The sequence below is a fragment of the Microbacterium sp. GQ128 genome (genome assembly GCF_059758615.1).
This window is the reverse complement of sequence record NZ_JCAXDY010000005.1, coordinates 185,748-206,445: the sequence shown is the minus strand read 5'-3', so window position 1 is coordinate 206,445 and position 20,698 is coordinate 185,748. Positions and strand designations below refer to the sequence as shown.

Genomic DNA, 20,698 nt, shown 5'->3' with positions numbered 1-20,698 from the left:
CCAGCCTAGTGAGTACCTGGCCGCAGCCCGGATCGGTCACCTCGTGAGGAGGGCGACGACCTCGAAATGGTGCGAGTGCGGGAAGAGGTCGAAGCCGCGCAGGCGGTCGACCTTCCACCCGAGGGTCCGGAACGTCCCGAGGTCTCGGGCGAGCGCGACCGGATCGCACGCGACGTAGGCGATCGCCTCGGGCGCGAGGGCGTGCACCGCCTCGACGACCTGGCGACCCGCCCCGGCGCGCGGCGGGTCGAGGATGACGGCTCCGGTGCGCCCCGCACCCTTCTGCGTGGAGAGGAAGCGATCCACGCGCGCGGTCACGGCCTTCACGTCGAGCGGGGCGAGGTTCGCGGCGGCGTGCTGGGTGGCCCGGGCGCTCGACTCGACCGTGACGATGTCGGTGCCGCCGAGGTCGGCGAGGGTCGCCGCGAAGAGCCCGACGCCGCCGTAGAGGTCGTAGTGCGTCTTCTCCTCGTCGACGTGCCCCTCGAGCACGCCGTATACGGCGGCATCGAGCACGGATGCAGCCCGCGGGTGCACCTGCCAGAACCCCGTGGAGTCGACCTGGAAGCGGCGGTCGCCGACGACCTCCTCGATCACTTCCGGAGTCGGACGACGACGGAAACCGCGAGCGACCTTCGCCGGCCGCTCGGTCTCCTCCCGCCGGATGACGCGGACCCGGCCGTCTGCGGGCTCGACGAGTTCGATGCGTCCCGGTGCCTCGCCGTGCAGCGCGAGTGCGGCCTCGGCGATGGCGGGGCGCGAGAGCGGGTAGCTGCTGACGGGGATGACGCGGTGGCTGCGCGCGGCGAAGGGACCGACCTCGCCCGACTCGTCCACGTGCAGGGTGACGCGGGTGCGCCAGCCGGTGCCGTCACCGGAATCGACGGCCTCGATCTCCGGAGCGTCGAGCCCCTGACCCGCGAACCGGTCGAGGGCCTCCGTCAGCACCTGGCGCTTGAGCACCCGCTGGTGTCCCAGGTCGATGTGGCCGAGATCGGCTCCGCCCGGACGGTCGGCAGGGTCACGCGAGAGATCGGCTTCGGCCCAGATGTGCGGGCGGCGGTGCTCCGACGCGTCGAGGACATCGATCGTCTCGGCTCGCCAGAAGCTGCGCGTCGACGCGTCCGCCCCCTCCTGCGGGGCGATCACCCTGGCGCGCACGCGCTCCCCGGGGATCGCATCGGAGACGAAGACCACGCGGCCCTCATGGCGGGCGACGAAGGTGCCCCCGTGTGCGATGCCGGTGATGTCGAGCTCGAGCACGTCGGCTGGGGAGGAAGTCATCCTTCGAGGATACGGTGGTGGACATGCGCGTCTGCCTCGCCTCCACGTCTCCCGCCCGACTGATGCTGCTGCGGCAGGCGGGGATCGAGCCGCTCACCCTCTCTCCGGATGTCGACGAGGACGCCGTCGCCGCAGCCGCCGAGACCGAACGCGGCGCCCCGCTCGCCCCCGCCGAGCTGGTGCTGCTCCTCGCCCGCGCCAAGGCCGCTGCGGTCGCCCGGACCCTTGCCGAGGCGGGCGAGTTCGACGGTCTCGTGATCGGAGGCGATTCGATGTTCGCGCTCGGCGGGCGCGTCTACGGCAAGCCCTACACCGCGGAGGAGGCCACCCGGCGCTGGCGGGAGATGCGCGGCGCGACCGGCATCCTGCACTCCGGGCACTCGGTGTTCCGGATCATCCCCGGCGAGGAGCCCATCGAGGCGACGGCCGTCGCCGAGGCGTCGGTGACCTTCGCAGAAGACGTCAGCGATGACGAGATCGCCGCCTACGTCGCCTCGGGCGAGCCGCTGCACGTGGCCGGAGCGTTCACGGTGGACAGCCTCGGCGGCGCCTTCATCACGCGGGTCGACGGCGATCCCTCGACCGTCGTGGGCATGTCCCTCTCGACCGTGCGGCGCCTGGCGGCGGAGCTCGGCGTCCGGTGGACGGATCTGTGGTCGTAGACTCCCCTCCACGTTTCTCCCACTTTCTTGTGGGGAGTCGTCAAAGGGATCGAGGGCCTTCTCGCTAGGCTGGCAACCATGCCTGCTATCGCCAAGGTGCTCATCGCCAACCGCGGCGAGATCGCCGTACGCATCATCCGCGCCGCCCGAGACTCCGGGATCGCGTCGGTCGCCGTCTACGCCGACCAGGATCGTGATGCCCTGCACTCCCGACTCGCCGACGAGGCCTACGCGCTCGGCGGCTCGACCAGCGCCGAGACCTACCTGCAGATCGAGAAGATCCTCTCGATCGCCCGCCGCGCCGGAGCCGACGCCGTGCACCCCGGCTACGGCTTCCTCGCGGAGAACGCCGAGTTCGCCCGCGCCATCATCGATGCGGGGATGACCTGGATCGGCCCGTCGCCCGAGGCGATCGAAGCACTCGGCGACAAGGTGACCGCGCGTCACGTCGCAGAGAAGGTGGGCGCTCCCCTCGCCCCCGGAACGCCGGGTCCCGTGTCCGGAGCCGACGAGGTCATCGCCTTCGCGAAGGAGTTCGGCCTCCCGATCGCCATCAAGGCGGCGTACGGCGGCGGCGGACGCGGCCTCAAGGTCGCCCGCGAGCTCGACGAGGTCGCCGAGTTGTTCGAGTCGGCCACTCGCGAGGCCGTCGCCGCGTTCGGTCGTGGCGAGTGCTTCGTCGAGAAGTACCTCGACAAGCCGCGCCACGTCGAGACCCAGTGCCTGGCCGACTCCGCGGGCAACGTCGTCGTGATCTCGACGCGCGACTGCTCGCTGCAGCGCCGTCACCAGAAGCTCGTCGAAGAGGCTCCTGCTCCGTTCCTGACCGAAGAGCAGAACGACCTGCTCTACTCGGCGTCGAAGGCCATCCTCAAGGAGGTCGGCTACGTCGGCGCGGGCACCTGCGAGTTCCTGATCGGCGCCGACGGCACCGTCTCGTTCCTCGAGGTGAACACCCGTCTGCAGGTCGAGCACCCGGTATCCGAGGAAGTCACCGGCATCGACCTGGTGCGCGAGCAGTTCCGCATCGCGGCCGGCGGCACGATCGACTACGACGACCCGAAGCCGCAGGGCCACTCGATCGAGTTCCGCATCAACGGCGAGGACCCTGGCCGCGGGTTCCTCCCCCAGCCCGGCCCGATCCACGTCTTCAAGACCTTCGGGGGTCCCGGCATCCGTCTCGACTCCGGGGTCACCGCCGGCGACTCGGTCTCGGGAGCGTTCGACTCGCTGCTCGCGAAGATCATCGTCACCGGCAAGGACCGGGCGGAGGCGCTGGAGCGCTCCCGCCGCGCACTCGACGAGTTCGAGGTCGCCGGCCTCCCGACTGTCATCCCGTTCCACCGGAAGGTCGTCCGCGACCCCGCGTTCACCGCCGAGAACGGCGAGTTCGGCATCTTCACCCGCTGGATCGAGACCGAGTTCGTGAACGACATCCCCGCGTGGGACGGCGAGCTCGAGTCGCCGTCCGCCGGCGAGTCGCGCCACACCGTCGTCGTCGAGGTCGCCGGCAAGCGCCTCGAGGTGAGCCTGCCGGATCGCGTGGCGGTCGCACCGGGCACCGCGGGGCGTCCCGCCGTCGTACCGCCGTCGCGTCGCAGCCACGCCACCACGGCGAACGCCGGCGCATCCGGCGATGCCGTGAAGTCGCCCATGCAGGCCACCGTCGTCAAGATCGCCGTCGAAGACGGGCAACAGGTCGTCAAGGGTGACCTCGTCGTTGTGCTCGAGGCCATGAAGATGGAGCAGCCTCTGCAGGCGCACAAGGACGGCGTCATCGGCAACATCAACGCGGATGCCGGCACCACGGTCTCCGCGGGACACCAGCTGCTCACGATCAGCTGACGCCTCGCCTCCTCGCCTCGGCGAGACCCCCGACTACCGCCGAGACCCCGGGTCGCAGACACATGCGACCCGGGGTCTCGGCGTGAAGTCGGGGTTTCGGCGAAGACCCGCCCTTCAGGAGATGTTCACGAGGTGCATCGCGCGGCTCGCGTCGGTGATGCTGCTCGAGAGCGACGGGTATGCGGCGAAGACCCGCGAGACCTGATCGACCGTGAGGCGGCGCTCGACGGCCACGGCGATCGGGTAGATCAGCTCGGAGGCCTTGGGGGCCACGATCACGCCGCCGATGACGGTGCCGGATCCCTTGCGCGCGATGAGCTTGACGAAGCCGTCCTTGATGCCCATCATCTTCGCGCGCGGGTTGGCCGCGAGCGGGAGCTTGTAGACCATGCCGTCCGCGACGCCGTCTTCGACGTCCTTGACCCCGTATCCCACCGTTGCGATCTCCGGAGCGGTGAAGATGTTCGAGGTGATCTTGATGAGCTCCAGCGGGATCACGATGTCGCCGAGCGCGTGGAAGACGGCTGTGCGCCCCTGCATCGAGGCGACCGAGGCGAGCGGGAAGAAGTTCGTGCAGTCCCCCACCGCGTACACGTTGGGCACCGAGGTGCGCGCGACCTTGTTCACCCGCACGTGACCCGAGTCGTCCAGCTCGACGCCGGCCTCCTCCAGGCCGATACCCGCGGTGTTCGGGATCGAGCCCACCGCCATCAGGCAGTGGCTCCCCTCGACCGTGCGACCGTCGGACAGCGTGACGGTCACGCCCTCCTTCGTGGCTTCGACCTTGTCGGCGCGGGACTTCGAGAGCACCTGCATCCCACCGCGCTTGAACACCTTCTCCAGGACGCTCGCCGCGTCCTTGTCCTCGCCGGGAAGCACCTGCTCGCGGCTGGAGATGAGCGTGACCTTGGCGCCGAGGTTCATGTAGGCGGAGGCGAACTCCGCACCCGTCACGCCGGAGCCGACCACGATGAGATGCTCCGGCAGCGCCTTCATGTCGTAGAGCTGCGTCCAGGTGAGGATGCGCTTGCCGTCGGGCTTGGCCGAGTCGAGTTCACGCGGTGAGGCACCAACCGCCACGACGATCGTGTCGGCCTCGACGCGGTCGAAGTCGGTGCCTTTCTCGCCCGTCGACACCACGATCGCGGTGGGCCCCTCGAGGCGCCCGTGCCCGGAGAGGATCCGGACGCCGGCCTCGAGCAGTGTCGCCCGCATGTCCTCGGACTGCTGCCCCGCGAGCGCGATGAGACGCTTGTTGACAGCGGCGAGATTGATCGCGATCTCGGGCTTGAGCGGCTTGCCGTTCTCGCCCTTGGCGTAGAAGTTCACGCCGAGGTCGCTCGCCTCGGAGATGGCCACCGCCGCATCGGCCGTGGCGATCAGGCTCTTGGACGGCACGACGTCGGTGAGGACGGCCGATCCGCCGACCCCCACCCGCTCGACCAGGGTGACCTCGGCCCCGAGCTGAGCGGCCGCGAGAGCCGCCTCGTAACCGCCGGGACCGCCGCCGAGGACGGCGACGCGCTGAGTGCGCTCGAAAGTGGTGGAAGACATGCAACCCATTCTTCCGCAATCCTGGCCCCGGAGCCTGCACCTTCCTAGAGTGGATCCATGCCCGAAACGCACAGCAACCCTCTCGACGACCCGACCGCGAACCCGTTCGAGGTCGCCGCACAGGCCGCCGCCGACATCGCGCGTCTGACCGGAGTCGAGAATCACGACATCGCACTCACCCTCGGCAGCGGCTGGGGCAAGGCCGCCGACATCATCGGCGAGACCGTCGCCACGATCCCCGCCACCGAGGTGACCGGTTTCTCGAAGCCGGCGCTGGAGGGACACGTCGGCACGCTCCGCAGCATCCGCACGCCCGGGGGCAAGAACGTCCTCGTGATCGGCGCGCGCACCCACTACTACGAGGCCCACGGCGTGCGTCGCGTCGTGCACAGCGTCCGCACCGCCGCCGCCACGGGGGCGAAGATCATGGTGCTCACGAACGGTGCAGGAGGCATCCGCGAGACGTGGACGCCCGGCCAGCCCGTGCTGATCAGCGACCACATCAACCTCACCGCCGACTCCCCTCTCGAGGGCGCGACCTTCGTCGACCTCACCGACCTGTATTCGAAGCGACTGCGTGACATCGCGCGCTCCATCGATCCGATGCTCGACGAGGGCGTGTACACCCAGTTCCGCGGCCCGCACTACGAGACCCCGGCCGAGGTGCAGATGGCGAAGCACATCGGCGGACACATCGTCGGCATGTCGACCGCTCTCGAGGCGATCGCCGCCCGCGAGGCCGGCATGGAGATCCTCGGGTTCTCCCTCATCACCAACCTCGCCGCCGGGATCCAGCAGACCCCGCTCAGCCATGCCGAGGTGATCGAGGCGGGCCGTGAGGCCGAACCCGTGATCTCCGCGCTCCTGGCCAGGGTGGTCGAGGCCCTGTGAGCGAGGAGCGGCTCGCGCAGGCACGGGCCTGGCTGCGACAGGACCCGGATCACGAGACGCGCGACGAGCTGGCCGCCCTGATCACGCGGGCATCCGGCGGGGACGACGCGGCCCTGGCCGATCTCGACGACCGCTTCCGTGCACGCCTCGAGTTCGGCACCGCCGGCCTCCGCGGCGAACTCGGCGCGGGAAGCAACCGGATGAATCGGGTGCTCGTGGCACAGGCGGCCGCCGGATTCGCCGCGTACCTCCGCGAGAAGGCGGTTCCCGGGCACACCCCGACCGTCGTGATCGGCTACGACGGGCGACGCAACTCGCGTGTGTTCGCCACGGACTCCGCCGAGCTGTTCGTCGGCGCCGGTCTGCGCGCGATCCTGCTCCCCCGCCTGCTGCCCACGCCCGTGCTCGCCTTCGCCGTCCGCCACTTCGGTGCGGATGCCGGAGTGATGGTCACCGCGAGCCACAACCCCCCGAACGACAACGGCTACAAGGTGTACCTCGGCGGGGCAGACCAGGGCTCGCAGATCGTCGCGCCGGCGGATGCCGAGATCGCGGCGCACATCCAGCGCACGGCCGACTCCGGATCCGTGGCGGCGCTGCCGCGCTCCACGGCCTACGAGACCGCCGACGAGGATGTCGTCGACGCCTATATCGCGGCCACGGCGGCCGTGGCTCCCGCGCCGGCCGGATCTTCCGGGATGCGCTGGGTCTACACGGCCATGCACGGGGTGGGCTGGGAGACGCTGTCGCGCATCGTGCGAGAAGCCGGATACCCGCAGCCGTTCGTCGTCGACGAACAGCTCACGCCCGACGCGACCTTCCGCACGGTCTCGTTCCCGAACCCCGAGGAGCCGGGGGCGATGGATCTCGCCTTCGCACGGGCCCGCCGCGTGAAGGCGGACTTCATCCTCGCCAACGACCCCGACGCCGACCGCCTGGCGGTCGCTGTTCCCGACGACTCCGCCGCGGACGGCTGGCGTCGCCTGACGGGGAACGAGGTCGGACTCCTGCTCGGCGCGCGGGCCGCTCGCGCCGCCGCCGGGACGCCGGGAGCCTCGCTGGCCTGCTCGCTCGTCTCGTCGCCCGGCCTCGGTGCCGTCGCCGCCCACCACGGACTGGACTTCCACGAGACCCTGACCGGATTCAAGTGGATCTCCCGCGCCCCCGGCATCGTCTTCGGATTCGAGGAGGCACTCGGCTACCTCGTGAACCCCGAGACGGTGCGCGACAAGGACGGGGTCTCCGCGGCGATCGCCGTGCTGGGACTCGCGGCCGAGGCGCGCGACCGCGGAGCCACGCTCATCGACCTCCTCGACGAGCTGGGCGAGACGTACGGGCACTACGCGAGCGGCCAGGTGTCGGTGCGCGTCGAGGATCTCTCCATCATCGGCAACGTCATGCTCGCGCTGCGCTCGCTGCCGCCGACCCACATCGCCGGACGGACGATCACCTCGGCAGAGGACCTGCTGCAGGCGGCACCGGGACAGCCCTCCGGCGACGTGCTGCGGTATCGCCTCGGCGACGGCTCGCGCGTCATCGTCCGACCGAGCGGCACCGAACCGAAGCTCAAGGTCTACATCGACGCCCGAGCGGACTCCGCCGACGCGGCACGCGGTGCTGTGGCAGAGCTCGAGGCGGGAGTGCGCGCCCTGCTCGACGAGCGCTCCTGAGCATGCCCACGCGACGCCTGATCGTCAGCGCGCACAACGGCGCGCACGCCCGACCGGTGGCCGAGCTCGTGCGACTCGCGCAGTCGCACGGCTCCCCGGTGACCCTGCGCACGGCAGACGGCACCGCGGTCGACCTGAGCAGCGTGCTGGCGGTCATGGACCTCGGGATCTCGTCCGGCGACGCGGTCGTGCTCGAGACGGCGGCATCCGCCACCGCGGACGACGTGCTGGATCAGCTCGCCGAGGTGCTCGCGCCGCGGGAGTGAGACGCGCGGATCAGCCGTCGATCACCGCGACGAGCTCGTCGAGGAAGGCCTCGAACGTGGTGCCCCTGCGGACGATGCGCTGAACGCTCTCGCGCTCGCTGAACACCTCGACCAGCTGCTCGAACACCGTCTGGAACGCCGCCCGATCGCTCTCGCTGAACGCGGCGAGCGCGACGACCTGCACGCGCCCGTCGCCCCACGCGGCCGACCCGTCCGCCACGCCGATCGCGATGGCCGTGCGCGTCGCCGTCATCTGCAGCGCGTGCGGCACCGCGAGCGCATCCGTGAAGGCGGTCGACGACATCCGCTCGCGCACGATGGTGTTCTCGATGTAGTCCTCGCCGATGAGTCCCGCCTGCACCAGCAGCCCGCCGAGGCGTCTGATGATCGCCTCCTCGCCCTCATCCGGGAGCGGGAAGACGTAGGCGTCGGCCAGGAAGTAGCGTGCGAGCTCGCCGCGCAGACGGGTGAGGCGCCTCCCGCGGCGGACACGCGCCGCGGCCTGCTGGATGCGGTCGACATCGGCATCTGTCAGGAACGGCTGGATGCGGACGAAGCGGTCGCCCGTGTCCCCCGGCTCGATCGTGCTGAGCACCAGATCGGTGTCGAACGACGACCAATCGGGGTCCACGTTCGTGACCACGGTCGTGACCTCGATCGCAGAGCCGAGTGAGCGGTCGACGCTGGAGCGCAGCAGCTCGTGCAGCTCCTGGTAGCCCGGGCAGACGATCGTGGCGGTCAGGATCGACTCCGCCTTGCGACTGCGCTCGAGCCGCCCGCCCACGTGCATGGCGATATAGGCGATCTCGTCATCGTGGATGGGGGTGCCGACGCGATCGTGGAGTCCGCTCGCGATCGACACGGCCACCTCGAAGATCATCGGATACGTCGTCTTCAGCGAGCGCGTGAGCGGGTTGCGCGTGAGTGCGCTCTCCTCGGCGCGCCGCAGCAGGTTCTGCACGTGCAGGGCGAGTCGGAGGACGAACGTCTCGTCAACGAGATCGACCTGGAAGTCGTCGGCGGCTCGAGCGATCTCCGCCCGGACCGCCGCTTCGACGGCCGGCTCCACACCGCTGCGCGCGACCTCCCGCGTCGCATCCTCCCCCGGTGCGACGATGCGGGTCAGGACCAGGGAGGCGAGGTGACCGCTGTCGCCGTCACCGAGGACCACGTCGAAGTGCTCGGCGGCGAGGCGGGCGATGACGGCCCCCACCCGCGGGATCTCCTCCCGGGCACCCGCCGGCGAGGATTCGAGGGCGTGCCCCGCGGCAACCCGCTCGGCGGCGATCGCGATGTGCAGCAGGACGTCGGCGATCGCGAGCTCGTTCACGTAGTAGCCGAGCTCGCCGAGCTCCCGCACGAGCGATGTCTTGAACGGACCGACCGCACTGGCGGCCACGGCCGACCGCGACAGTGCGCGTCGGAACGTCTCGGGGTGGAAGGAGGCGTCATCCATCTCGTCGTGCGCGAGCCTGCTGAGCAGACGCCGCTGCGCTGCCTCATTCCCGCGCAGTCGCACCGTCTCCCGGTCGCGCTCCAGGGTGAGCTCGGTGCCGTCGAGCAGACTGCGCACCCGGACCAGATCCGCCTCGAGCGTCGCCTCGCTGACGTGCAGCTCGTCCGCAGTGTCGAACACGTCGATCCCGGCGGGTTCATCGAGCAGCCGCCGTACCAGGGTGTGCAGGCGGTCGCGGGGCGCGGATTCTCCGATCTGACGCATCCGCAGCGCACCGCGGGCACCGGAGCCCGCGCGATACCCGGCCGAGCCGGACTCGATCACCCCGGCGCCCGGAGTCCGTGCGTTCAGCGCGGCGACGTAGGACCGGATGCTGCGCGGCGTGACCCCGAGCAGATCGGCGAGGCTGGCAGCCGTCGCCCAGCCCTCCTGGCGCAGCAGAGCGGCGAGAAGCTGGTCCTGGCGCTGGCGCGACATGGTCCTCCCCTTCCCGCATGCTGACCGCACTGTCTCGACGTCGTCTCCATGATGTCAGCATGCCGGCATCCGCGGGCGGAAGGAGGTGTTCCGCGGGGGCGGAAAGGAACCTGTTGGTGCGGTGCCCCTCCCGGTTCCCAGACTGTTCTCAGGAAGGTGGGAGTCGATGAGGATCCTCGTGGTGTGCGGCGCCGGGGCGTCGAGCACGTTCGTCGCACTGCGGCTCCGCACTGCGGCAGCCTCGGCCGGTCTCGACTGGGACGCGGTGGCGGGCACCGAGAGCTCCGTCGCCGGCTCCGATCACGACCTCGTCCTCGTCGGTCCGCATCTCGGCGACCGGCTCGAGGCGTTGCGCGGCAGCGTGGAAGCGCCCGTGGCCGTGCTTCCGGATGACGTCTTCTCCGACCGCGACGGCTCCCGCACCCTCGACTTCGCCCGATCGATCCTCGCCGCCACCGGCGACACCCCGAAAGGAACATCATGACCGCCACCCGCACCGTCCGGATCGGCTCCTCCCACGGACTGCACGCCCGCCCGGCGAAGCTCTTCGCGCAGGCGGCGAAGGACTCGGGCATCGCCGTGACGATCGCCAAGGACTCGGGCAAACCGGTCAACGCCGCCAGCATCCTGGGTGTGATCGCGCTCGCGATCGAATACGGCGACTACGTGACCCTGACGGCCGACGGCGACGGAGCCGAGGGCGTGCTGGACACGCTCACCGAGCTCCTCACCACCGACCATGACCAGGACGCCGCCGGATGAGCGAGCTGCGCGGAGTGGGCATCGGTCTGGGCGTGGCCCAGGGACCGGTCGTCCGCATGGCCGAGGCGACGCCCGCTCCGGAGAACACCCCGAGCACGGCGGGCGCCGACGCCGAGCGCGCGCGTGTTCGCGAAGCGGTCGCGACGGTCGCTCGCGAACTGAACGAACGCGGTGCGGCGGCAGGCGGCGCAGCCCGAGAGGTGCTCGAAGCCCAGGCGATGATCGCCGAGGACCCGACGCTCCAGGACGAGGTGGACACCCGGATCGATGCCCGAGCGACGGCCGAATGGGCGGTGCACGATGCGTTCGCGGGGTTCCGCGCCACGCTCGAGGCCGTCGGCGGCTACCTCGGCGAGCGCGCCGCAGACCTCGATGACATCGCGCAGCGGGTCCTCGCGCACCTGCGCGGCGTCGATGCCCCCGGCGTCCCGAACCCCGGGCACCCGTTCGTCCTGGTCGCGCGCGACCTCGCTCCGGCCGACACCGCACTCCTCGACCTGGATCAGGTGCTCGCGCTGATCACGACCGACGGCGGGCCCACCTCCCACACCGCGATCCTCGCGCGGGAGAAGGGCATCGTCGCGATCGTCGGCGTCGGCGACGCCACGCCGCTGGTCACGGGGGAAACGGTGATCGTCGATGCCGCCAGCGGAGTGGTCACCCGCGAGCCCACGGAGGACGAGAAGGACCGCGCGGCTCAACGCGCCGCCGCTCGCCAGTCGGCCGAGGCCGCTCCCCCCACTCCCGGCGCCCTCGCCGACGGCACGCCTGTCGCGCTGCTCGCGAACCTGGGGAAGCCCGCAGACGCGGCCGATGCGGTCGTTCGGGGGGCCGAGGGCGTCGGGCTGTTCCGCACCGAGTTCCTGTTCCTCTCCTCGGCACAGGCACCGACCATCGCCCAGCAGCGGGAGTCGTATCGCGAGCTGCTCGCCGCCTTCCCCGGCAAGAAGGTCGTGGTCCGGATGCTCGATGCGGGAGCCGACAAGCCGCTGGCGTTCCTCAACGACGCGCACGAGGAGAACCCGGCGCTCGGGCTGCGCGGGCTGCGCGCGCTGCGCGCCAGCGAGGACATCCTGCGCGAGCAGCTGACCGCGCTGGCCGAAGCCGATGCCGAGACCGATGCCGATCTCTGGGTCATGGCCCCGATGGTCGCCACGGTCGAGGAGACGATCTACTTCACGGGGCTCGCGCGCGAATACGGGCTGCAGACCGCCGGGGTGATGGTGGAGATCCCGGCGAGCGCCCTGCTCGCCGACCGGGTGCTCGCGCACGCCGACTTCGCCTCGATCGGCACCAACGACCTCACGCAGTACACCATGGCGGCCGACCGCATGCTCGGCTCGGTCGCCGGCTTCCAGGACCCCTGGCATCCCGCCGTGCTGCGCCTCGTGCGCGAGGTCGGCGACGCCGGCGCGCGCCTGGGCAAACCGGTCGGCATCTGCGGCGAGGCCGCCGCCGATCCGCTCCTCGCCGTCGTGCTGGTCGGCCTCGGCGCCACCAGCCTCTCGATGGCTCCCTCGGCGCTCGCCGATGTGCGACACGCGCTCTCCGAACGCACCCTGTCCGAGGCGCGGAGCCTCGCGGAGGCCGCCCTGGCCGCCGACGACGCTCCCTCCGCCCGAACCGCCGCGGCCACTCTCGCCGCGGAACTCCCCCTCCACAAGAAAGAGACGACATCATGACGACGACGTCACCTGCCGCCACGAAACCCGGCGGTCTCCGCGTGGGCGTGCAGCGCTTCGGCACGTTCCTCTCCGGCATGATCATGCCGAACATCGCAGCCTTCATCGCCTGGGGCTTCATCACGATGCTCTTCATCCCGGCCGGATTCTTCGGCGCCAAGAGCCCCTTCGGCTGGCACTGGGCGGGTGTGGCCGAGATCATCGGCGGCGGCGGCGACTCCGCCGTCATCGGCTGGCAGGGCGCCATGACCGCGGTGGCGGAGGGCGATGGCGGCAACATCCTCGCGTACGTCGGCCTGGTCGGCCCGATGGTGACCTACCTGCTGCCGCTGCTGATCGCCAACACCGCCGGCCGCATGGTCTACGGCGAGCGCGGCGGTGTGGTGGCCACGATCGCCACGGTCGGCGTGATCGTCGGCACCAACATCCCGATGTTCCTGGGCGCCATGATCATGGGCCCGATCGCCGCGTGGATCATGAAGAAGGTCGACAGCATCTGGGACGGGAAGATCCGCCCCGGCTTCGAGATGCTGGTCAACAACTTCTCCGCCGGGATCCTGGGCATGCTCCTCGCGATCGTCGGCTTCTTCGCCTTCGGACCGGTCATGCTCGGCATCAGCGCCGCGCTCGGCGCCGCCGTCGACTGGCTCGTCACCCTGCAGCTGCTCCCGCTCGTGTCGATCATCGTCGAGCCGGCGAAGGTGCTGTTCCTCAACAACGCCATCAACCACGGCGTCTTCACCCCGCTCGGCATCGAGCAGGCGGCGGAGACCGGCAAGTCGATCCTGTTCCTCATCGAGGCCAACCCCGGCCCCGGCCTCGGTCTGCTCCTCGCCTTCAGCTTCTTCGGCGTCGGCGCGGCGAAGGGCTCCGCGCCGGGTGCAGCGATCATCCAGTTCTTCGGCGGCATCCACGAGATCTACTTCCCGTATGCGCTGAGCAAGCCCACCACGATCCTCGCCCTCATCGCGGGTGGTGCGGCCGGCGTCACGACGAACATGGTCCTGAACGGCGGTCTGGCTTTCCCGGCGGCGCCCGGCAGCATCATCGCGGTGACCTTCGCCGCCCTCGGCGCGGGTGTGCCGAACCTGCTGGTCGTGTACCTGTCGGTCATCGTCGCCGCCACCGTGACGTTCCTCATCACCGGTGTGATCCTGCGGGCTTCGCGCAAGCGCGACCTCGCCGCCGAGGGGGACGCCTTCGGTGCGGCGATCGCACAGACCGAGGCGAACAAGGGCAAGTCGTCGGCCGCGATGGATGCGCTGCGCACATCGACCGCGACTGCGGCTCCAGAAGCCGCCGCGACCCCGGGCACGACCGCCGTCGCCACGGCACCGATCGAGCGGATCGTGTTCGCGTGCGATGCCGGTATGGGGTCATCGGCGATGGGCGCCAGCGTCCTCCGCAACAAGCTCAAGAAGGCGGGCATCGAGGACATCACGGTCACCAACCAGGCCATCGCGAACCTCGACGGAACGGCCGACGTGGTGATCACGCAGCAGCAGCTCACCGAGCGCGCCGCGGCGAAGTCGCCGAACTCGGTCCACGTGTCGGTCGACAACTTCATGAACTCGCCCAAGTACGAAGAGGTCGTCGAGATGGTGCAATCCCAGCGAAAGGACACAGAATGAGCGTTCTCACCCCCGAGCAGGTCCGCATCCACCCCGGCGGGGCGACCCGCGACGAGGCGCTCCAGGAGGCGACGGACATCCTCGTCGCCGCCGGAGCCGTCACCCCCGCGTACGTCGATGCCATGCGGCAGCGTGAGGAGACCGTGTCGACCTTCATGGGCAACGGTCTCGCGATCCCGCACGGCACCAACGACGCGAAGGACGCCATCCTCGCCTCGGCCCTGTCGGTCGTCCGCTACGACGGCGGCGTCGACTGGTCGGGGGACCCCGCGACCTTCGTGATCGGCATCGCCGGCGTCGGTGACGAGCACTTGGAGATCCTCTCCCGGATCGCGATCCTGTTCTCCGAGGAGGACGACGTGGCACGGCTCTCCGCGGCGCAGACCCCGGAAGAGCTCTACGCCCTGCTGTCGGAGGTGAACGAGGGATGAAGGCGATCCACTTCGGGGCGGGCAACATCGGGCGCGGTTTCGTCGGGCTGCTGCTCCGCGAGGGCGGGTACGAGGTCGTGTTCTCCGACGTCGCCACGCCCCTCGTGGATGCGATCAATGCGGTCGACGCGTACACCGTGCACGAAGCCGGCCCCGGAGGGACCGATCACGTCGTCACCGGCTTCCGTGCTGTCAACAGCCGCACCAATCCCGCCGCCGTGGCGGAGGAGGTCGCGACGGCCGATGTGGTCACGACCGCGGTCGGGCCCACCGTTCTGCGGTTCGTCGCGCCATCGATCGTGGCCGGGCTCGCCCTCCGCTCCCCCGATGCCGCGCCCCTCCAGGTGATGGCGTGTGAGAACGCGATCGGCGCCACCGACCTGCTGCGGAACGAGATCGCGGCGGCGGCGGGGGCGGATGCCGAGACGCTGCTCACCCGCGCGGTGTTCGCGAACACCGCGGTCGACCGCATCGTGCCGGCACAGCCCGCAGACGGCGGCGTCGATGTGACCGTCGAGCCCTACTTCGAGTGGGCGATCGAGTCGGGGCCGTTCGGCGGCTCCCTTCCGAGCATCCCCGGCGCGCACTTCGTCGACGATCTGGCACCGTACATCGAGCGCAAGCTCTTCACGGTGAACACGGGTCACGCCGCCACCGCGTACTTCGGAGCACGCGCCGGCATCGAACGCATCTCGGACGCCCTGGCCGACCCGGGCATCGCCGCGAGCGTGTCGGCCGCGCTCGAGGAGACATCCGCGGTGCTGGTCGCCGAGCACGAGCTCGATCCCGCGGACCTCGCGGACTACCGCGCCACGATCCTCGATCGCTTCCGCAACCCGGCGCTGGTCGACACCGTGCAGCGCGTCGGACGCCAGCCGCTGCGCAAGATTTCGCGGCACGAGCGGTTCGTGGGACCGGCCGCCATCGCCGCGGAGCGCGGACTGCCGACCGAGGCTCTGGTGGCGGCGGTGGCAGCGGCGCTCGAGTTCGACGATCCGGCCGACGAGCAGTCGGTCGAGCTGCAGGAGCTGCTGCGCTCGGAGGAGTCCACCGCCTTCACCGCCCGCACCACGGGCCTGGATCCGGAGCATCCGCTGTTCCCTCGGATCCGGGAGGCCGTCGCGGCGCGTCAGCAGCACCTCGGAGCCGCCTGACCTCGCGGAACTCGACGCCCCCGCCCACCCATTACGATCGGTGAGCGGGGGCGTTTTTTCGAGCACACTGACGTGCGGGGAGCAGCATGAACAGATACGCCGTCATCGGCGCGGGTCCATCGGGGTTGGCTGCGGCGCGCGCGCTGCAGAAGCGCGGAATCCAGGTGGACGGCTATGAGGCGTCGCACGGCGTCGGCGGGCTGTGGGACATCGCCAATCCCCGCAGCACGATGTACGAGTCGGCGCACCTGATCTCCTCACGGACCACGACCGAGTTCGCCGAGTTCCCGATGCGCTCACGCGTCGACTACCCCGGCCACCGCGTGCTGAAGGAGTACTTCGACGACTTCGCCGACCACTTCGGGCTGACGGGCCTGTTCCGGTTCGACACGCGGGTCACGCGCCTCGAACCCCGCGACGATGGTTGGGACCTCACGAGCGCCGGGCCCGACGGCGAACACACCCGCTGGTACGCCGGCGTGGTGCTCGCCAACGGCACCCTCGCCGAGCCGAACGTGCCGGCGTTCCGCGGGGACTTCACGGGCGAGCTCCTGCACACCAGCGCGTACAAGTCCCCGGAGCAGCTGCGTGGCAAGCGCGTGCTGCTCATCGGCGCCGGGAACTCCGGCTGCGACATCGCCGTGGATGCCGTGCATCATGCCGCGTCCGTCGACATGAGCGTGCGGCGCGGGTACTACTTCGTGCCCCGCTACCTGTTCGGCAAGCCCAGCGACACCCTCAACCAGGGCCGTCCGCTGCCGGCGCGCCTCAAGCAGGCCGTCGACAGCCGCGTCCTCCGCGCGTTCACCGGCGACCCCGTGCGGTTCGGCTTTCCGAAGCCCGACTACCGCATCTACGAGTCGCACCCCATCGTGAACACCCTGATCCTCAATCACCTCGGGCAGGGCGACCTGCGCATCCGCCCGGACATCGACCGCTTCGACGGGCGGATGGTGCACTTCCGCGACGGCAGCGCGGACGAGTACGACCTGGTCCTGCTCGCCACCGGCTACACGCTGGACTACCCGTTCGTCGACCGGGAGCATCTGCACTGGCAGGGCGCCTCGCCGCGGCTCTTCCTCAACGTGTTCCCCGCCTCCTTCAACGGGCTCTACGTGATGGGCATGATCGAGGCGTCCGGCATCGGGTGGCAGGGCCGCTACGAACAGGCCGAGCTGCTCGCCGCCTACCTCGACGCGGCCGAGAACGCCCCGGTGCGCGCGGCCCGCTTCCGCGACAGGGTCACCGGCACCGCGTGGCCCGATGTCACGGGCGGCTATCACTACCTGGGCCTGGACCGGATGGCGTACTACGTCAACAAAGACGCCTATCGGGGCGCGGTTCGGCGCGAGAAAGACGCGCTGGAGGCCTCGGCATGAACGTCGACGACGTCGTCCTCTCGTTCACGCCCGGCACGCTCACGATCCTCAACGTGGTGCTCGGACTCATCATGTTCGGCATCGCGCTGGACACCTCGCCGAGCGACTTCCGGGTCGTGGCGAAGCATCCGAAGCCGTTCGCGATCGCGATCCTCGCACAGCTGCTCCTCCTGCCGATCGCGACGTTCCTGCTGACGCTCGTGCTCCCCGTGCCGCCGTCGATGGCGCTCGGGATGCTGCTCGTGGCCTGCTGCCCACCGGGGAACATCTCGCAGGTGCTGACCCATCGCGCCGGTGGCAACGTCGCCCTCTCGGTCTCGCTGACCGCGGTGGGGAACCTCATCTACATCGTCGCGATGCCGTTGAGCATCACTTTCTGGGCCTCGCTGCACCCGACCGCCCGTACGCTGCTGCGCGACATCACCCTCGACCCGTGGCGGATGCTGCTGGAGATCTTCCTCATCGTCGGTCTCCCCTTCGCCCTCGGTCTGCTTCTGCGCGCCAAGGCACCGGGGTTCAGCGCCCGCGTGCAGCCGTTCGTGAAGTGGTTCAGCCTGATCGCCCTGCTCGGCTTCATCATCGCCGCGCTGGTCGGCAACTGGGCGGTGTTCGTGCAGGTACTCGGCATCATCCTGCTGGTGGTCGCGGTGCACGACGCCGTGGCGCTCGCGCTCGGCTACGGCACGGCCGTGGTCGGGGGTCTCGGCACCCGTGAGCGCAAGGCGATGACCTTCGAGGTCGGCATCCGCAACGCCGGCCTCGGCCTCGGGCTGGTGTTCCTGTTCTTCGACGGACTCGGCGGCATGGCCATCGTGGCCGGCTGGTGGGGCATCTGGGACATCATCGCCGGGCTCGTCCTCGCTGGGCTCTGGGCCCGGCACACGAGGAAGCGCACGGGGTCCAGCACCGGCGACGCGAGCGGCCGCACCACCGTCGAGGCGGCCTGATGCCCCGGGTGCTGATCACCGGCGGCAGCGGTTTCCTCGGCTCGCACGTGGCGCTGGCCCTCGCCGCGCGAGACGACGTGGATGTCGTGGTCGCCGCGGATCTGCGAGCGGGTGCCTCCCGCGCAGGCGTCATCGATGCGCTCCTGGACGTGACGGATGCCGCCGCGATCGCTCCTGTGCTGCGGCAGCATCGCATCGACACGGTGGTGCACCTTGCGGCGATCGTGAATCCCGGCCACGACGTCGACCTGGAGTACCGCGTCGATGTGACCGGATCCGCGAACGTCCTCGCCGCGTGCGTCGAGGCGAGCGTGCAGCGCATCGTGGTCTCCAGCTCAGGTGCCGCGTACGGCTATCACTCCGACAACCCGGAGTGGATCGACGAGAGCCGGCCGCTGCGAGGCAACGACGCGTTCCCGTACGCCCGGCACAAGCGGCTGGTGGAGGAGATGCTGGCCGAGCACCGGGAGAGCCATCCGAACCTCGAGCAGGTGGTCTTCCGCATCGGCACGATCCTCGGCCCGACCGTGCGGAATCAGATCACCGCACTCTGGGACGGGCGGCGCATCCTCCGCATCGCGGGATCGGAGTCGCCCTTCGTGTTCGTCTGGGTGGACGATGTGGCGGCCGCGATGGTGCGAGCCGCCACCGACGGCCCGGCCGGCATCTTCAACGTCGCAGGCGATGGACGGATGACCGTGCCCGAGATCGCCGCTCGTCTGGGCAAGCCGCAGCTCGTGCTGCCCGCCTGGGCGCTGTCGGCCGCGCTGCGACTCGGACGGATGCTGCACCTCACCCCGCACGGACCGGAGCAGGTGCCGTTCCTGCGGTACCGACCGGTGCTGGCGAATCGCCGGCTGAAGGAGGACTTCGGCTATTCCCCGCGTCACACGACACGCGAGGCATTCGAGGAGTACCTCCGCACCCATCCCACCGTCGCGCGGACGGGCGGCGACGCGGGGTAGCGTTGAGCCGTGCAGAAGAAGCGTGGCCGCCGGGTCCTGAAACGAGTCCTGTGGAGTGTCGCGATCGTGCTGGTGCTCGCGGTCGTCGGCGTCGTCGCGTACACCCAGATCGGCGTCATGGCCGCGGAGCCGGAGCCCCTCGCGACCGTGCGGGAGAACCCCGCGATCACGGTCACCGACGCGGATGAGGGCATCGTGCTCGCCCCCGCCGACGGCGAATCGGATCTCGGCCTGGTCTTCATCCCCGGGGCCAAGGTGGACCCGTGGGCCTACGCCGCCATCCTCCAGGGGCTCGCCGAGGAAGGAACCACGGTCGTGATCACCCGCCCCTGGCTGAACCTGGCCTTCTTCGACCCACGCGGGCTCGACGCGTTCACCTCGGCCGCACCCGATATCGACGTCTGGGGTGTGGGCGGGCACTCGCTGGGCGGCGTCCGCGCCTGCCAGCTCGCAGCGGATGCCGACGCGCTCGTGCTGTTCGGCTCGTACTGCGCGACCGACGTGTCGGACAGCGGTTTTCCCGTGCTCAGCATCTCCGGCAGCGAAGACGGTCTCTCCACTCCGGAGAAGATCGCCGACGCGCGGGACCTGCTGCCCGCCGACGCCGAGATGGTGGAGATCGACGGGGCATCGCACGCCTCCTTCGGCGACTACGGCCCCCAGGCGGGCGACGGCACGCCGACGATCTCGACGGACGAGATGCACGACGAGGTCACGCGACTCACCGAGGAGTTCCTCGCGCCTCTCGCGCCCTGAGGGTCACTCCCCGGCGTCGATGACCTCGTCCAGCAGCGGATGCAGGTGTCGCGAACGGAGAACGGCCGCCGCCGTCCGCGCACCGGCCTCGAGTGCCGCGCCGACTCCCGCCCCGTCCAGGCGCGCATCGAGCACGCCCGCGAGGAAGGCGTCGCCCGCGCCGTTCGTGTCGATGACCTCGACGGGCACGGCAGCCACCCGATGCTCGATTCCCTCGGCATCCACGGCCACCGCGCCATCGGCCCCGAGCGTGCATACCGCGAGTGAGGCACCGGCGGCGATGCGCGCACGCAGGAACGCGACCGGGTCCGAAAGGCGATCCGCGTTGCAGAACACCGCGTCCGCCGCCGCCAGGAACGGGCGGTGGAACTCGGCCGCACCGTCGTAGTCGTGCACGTCGACCCAGATCGGGATTCCGGTCTCCCGCGCCATCGGCAGGAGCCGCAGCGGCTCGGCGGCGAGGTCGAGCACGATCGCACCCGCCTCTCCCATCCGTTCGCGCACCCAGGTATCGTCCTCGCCTGCGGTGGCGTCCGGCGACGACAGGTACAGCGAGACCCGTTCGCCGGCGCGGGTCATGAGGTTCAGATGCCGCTCGGTCACCCCTTCGCCCCAGTGCACCTGGACTCCCGCGGCGTGCAGGGCTGCTCGCACCCGTTCGCCCTCCGCATCGCGTCCGGCGAGAGCATGGAGCTGCGTCGCACGCCCCAGCCCGGTGAGACTCAGCGCTTTGCCGGCACTCGTTCCGCCGACGGTCGTCCAGGTCTCCTCGGCGAACTGCATGTGGGGCACGGGCTCGGGAAGTCGATCGAGCACGACGATCGTGTTCCAGGACGCTGGGCCGGCGATGAAGACGGAGTCGGGCATGCGACCATCCTGCCGCCTC

19 protein-coding genes are annotated in these 20,698 nt (G+C 70.4%); 15 read left to right on the top strand and 4 right to left on the bottom strand.

What is annotated here, in order from left to right:
* Positions 1-36: 36 nt before the first annotated feature.
* Positions 37-1,284 (bottom strand): class I SAM-dependent RNA methyltransferase, encoded by a 1,248-nt coding sequence (locus AC6CHX_RS16795; protein ID WP_498273735.1) that lies wholly within the window; start codon positions 1,282-1,284, stop codon positions 37-39.
* A 23-nt stretch (positions 1,285-1,307) separates the two neighbouring features.
* On the opposite strand from AC6CHX_RS16795, the gene AC6CHX_RS16790 reads away from it, so the two are divergent.
* Positions 1,308-1,946, top strand: coding sequence for a Maf family protein (locus tag AC6CHX_RS16790; protein ID WP_498273851.1), 639 nt, complete (start codon positions 1,308-1,310; stop codon positions 1,944-1,946).
* Positions 1,947-2,024: 78 nt separating this feature from the next.
* Positions 2,025-3,791 carry an acetyl/propionyl/methylcrotonyl-CoA carboxylase subunit alpha gene (locus AC6CHX_RS16785; RefSeq protein ID WP_498273734.1) on the top strand — a complete coding sequence of 589 codons (1,767 nt, stop codon included), beginning with the start codon at positions 2,025-2,027 and terminating at the stop codon, positions 3,789-3,791.
* 114 nt (positions 3,792-3,905) lie between these two features.
* On the opposite strand, the gene AC6CHX_RS16780 is transcribed toward AC6CHX_RS16785, so the two are convergent.
* On the bottom strand, positions 3,906-5,354 hold the full coding sequence (locus AC6CHX_RS16780) for an NAD(P)H-quinone dehydrogenase (protein WP_029262532.1): 1,449 nt from the start codon (positions 5,352-5,354) through the stop codon (positions 3,906-3,908).
* 48 nt (positions 5,355-5,402) lie between these two features.
* Between AC6CHX_RS16780 and AC6CHX_RS16775 the strand changes: the two genes are divergently transcribed.
* The 3 genes from AC6CHX_RS16775 to AC6CHX_RS16765 are packed head-to-tail and all read left to right on the top strand — an operon-like array spanning position 5,403 to position 8,172.
* Positions 5,403-6,236 carry a purine-nucleoside phosphorylase gene (locus AC6CHX_RS16775; protein ID WP_452326949.1) on the top strand — a complete coding sequence of 278 codons (834 nt, stop codon included), beginning with the start codon at positions 5,403-5,405 and terminating at the stop codon, positions 6,234-6,236.
* Positions 6,233-7,906, top strand: coding sequence for a phospho-sugar mutase (locus AC6CHX_RS16770; protein WP_498273733.1), 1,674 nt, complete (start codon positions 6,233-6,235; stop codon positions 7,904-7,906). The genes AC6CHX_RS16775 and AC6CHX_RS16770 overlap by 4 nt, the downstream gene beginning before the upstream one ends.
* Positions 7,907-7,908: 2 nt before the next feature.
* The gene (locus AC6CHX_RS16765; RefSeq protein WP_498273732.1) at positions 7,909-8,172 is read left to right on the top strand and encodes an HPr family phosphocarrier protein; all 264 of its coding nucleotides are present in this window, start codon (positions 7,909-7,911) and stop codon (positions 8,170-8,172) included.
* Between the two features lie 10 nt (positions 8,173-8,182).
* Here the strand turns inward: AC6CHX_RS16765 and AC6CHX_RS16760 are convergent, their stop codons facing one another.
* Positions 8,183-10,105 carry a BglG family transcription antiterminator gene (locus AC6CHX_RS16760; RefSeq protein ID WP_498273731.1) on the bottom strand — a complete coding sequence of 641 codons (1,923 nt, stop codon included), beginning with the start codon at positions 10,103-10,105 and terminating at the stop codon, positions 8,183-8,185.
* 166 nt (positions 10,106-10,271) lie between these two features.
* Here AC6CHX_RS16760 and AC6CHX_RS16755 point away from each other — a divergent pair, with 166 nt between their 5' ends.
* The 10 genes from AC6CHX_RS16755 to AC6CHX_RS16710 all read left to right on the top strand — a co-directional run bounded on the left by AC6CHX_RS16755 (position 10,272) and on the right by AC6CHX_RS16710 (position 19,812).
* On the top strand, positions 10,272-10,589 hold the full coding sequence (locus AC6CHX_RS16755) for a PTS sugar transporter subunit IIB (RefSeq protein ID WP_498273730.1): 318 nt from the start codon (positions 10,272-10,274) through the stop codon (positions 10,587-10,589).
* Positions 10,586-10,867: an HPr family phosphocarrier protein gene (locus tag AC6CHX_RS16750; RefSeq protein ID WP_136041541.1), complete on the top strand. Its 282-nt coding sequence runs from the start codon at positions 10,586-10,588 to the stop codon at positions 10,865-10,867. The genes AC6CHX_RS16755 and AC6CHX_RS16750 overlap by 4 nt, the downstream gene beginning before the upstream one ends.
* A complete protein-coding gene (gene ptsP / locus AC6CHX_RS16745) occupies positions 10,864-12,549 on the top strand; it encodes a phosphoenolpyruvate--protein phosphotransferase (protein ID WP_498273729.1) in 1,686 nt (561 codons plus the stop codon). Before AC6CHX_RS16750 ends, ptsP begins: the two co-directional genes overlap by 4 nt.
* Positions 12,546-14,180 carry a PTS mannitol transporter subunit IIBC gene (locus AC6CHX_RS16740; protein ID WP_498273728.1) on the top strand — a complete coding sequence of 545 codons (1,635 nt, stop codon included), beginning with the start codon at positions 12,546-12,548 and terminating at the stop codon, positions 14,178-14,180. The genes ptsP and AC6CHX_RS16740 overlap by 4 nt, the downstream gene beginning before the upstream one ends.
* A complete protein-coding gene (locus AC6CHX_RS16735) occupies positions 14,177-14,611 on the top strand; it encodes a PTS mannitol transporter subunit IIA (protein ID WP_376107695.1) in 435 nt (144 codons plus the stop codon). Before AC6CHX_RS16740 ends, AC6CHX_RS16735 begins: the two co-directional genes overlap by 4 nt.
* Positions 14,608-15,765, top strand: a complete 1,158-nt coding sequence (locus AC6CHX_RS16730; RefSeq protein WP_498273727.1) for a mannitol-1-phosphate 5-dehydrogenase — start codon at positions 14,608-14,610, stop codon at positions 15,763-15,765. The genes AC6CHX_RS16735 and AC6CHX_RS16730 overlap by 4 nt, the downstream gene beginning before the upstream one ends.
* 86 nt (positions 15,766-15,851) lie before the next feature.
* Positions 15,852-17,144, top strand: coding sequence for a flavin-containing monooxygenase (locus tag AC6CHX_RS16725; protein ID WP_498273726.1), 1,293 nt, complete (start codon positions 15,852-15,854; stop codon positions 17,142-17,144).
* On the top strand, positions 17,141-18,091 hold the full coding sequence (locus AC6CHX_RS16720; RefSeq protein ID WP_498273725.1) for a bile acid:sodium symporter family protein: 951 nt from the start codon (positions 17,141-17,143) through the stop codon (positions 18,089-18,091). The genes AC6CHX_RS16725 and AC6CHX_RS16720 overlap by 4 nt, the downstream gene beginning before the upstream one ends.
* Positions 18,091-19,056, top strand: coding sequence for an SDR family oxidoreductase (locus AC6CHX_RS16715; RefSeq protein WP_498273724.1), 966 nt, complete (start codon positions 18,091-18,093; stop codon positions 19,054-19,056). The genes AC6CHX_RS16720 and AC6CHX_RS16715 overlap by 1 nt, the downstream gene beginning before the upstream one ends.
* Positions 19,057-19,065: 9 nt before the next feature.
* The gene (locus tag AC6CHX_RS16710) at positions 19,066-19,812 is read left to right on the top strand and encodes an alpha/beta hydrolase (protein WP_498273723.1); all 747 of its coding nucleotides are present in this window, start codon (positions 19,066-19,068) and stop codon (positions 19,810-19,812) included.
* A gap of 3 nt (positions 19,813-19,815) precedes the next feature.
* Here the strand turns inward: AC6CHX_RS16710 and AC6CHX_RS16705 are convergent, their stop codons facing one another.
* Positions 19,816-20,679: a carbohydrate kinase family protein gene (locus AC6CHX_RS16705; RefSeq protein WP_498273722.1), complete on the bottom strand. Its 864-nt coding sequence runs from the start codon at positions 20,677-20,679 to the stop codon at positions 19,816-19,818.
* Positions 20,680-20,698 lie beyond the last annotated feature (19 nt).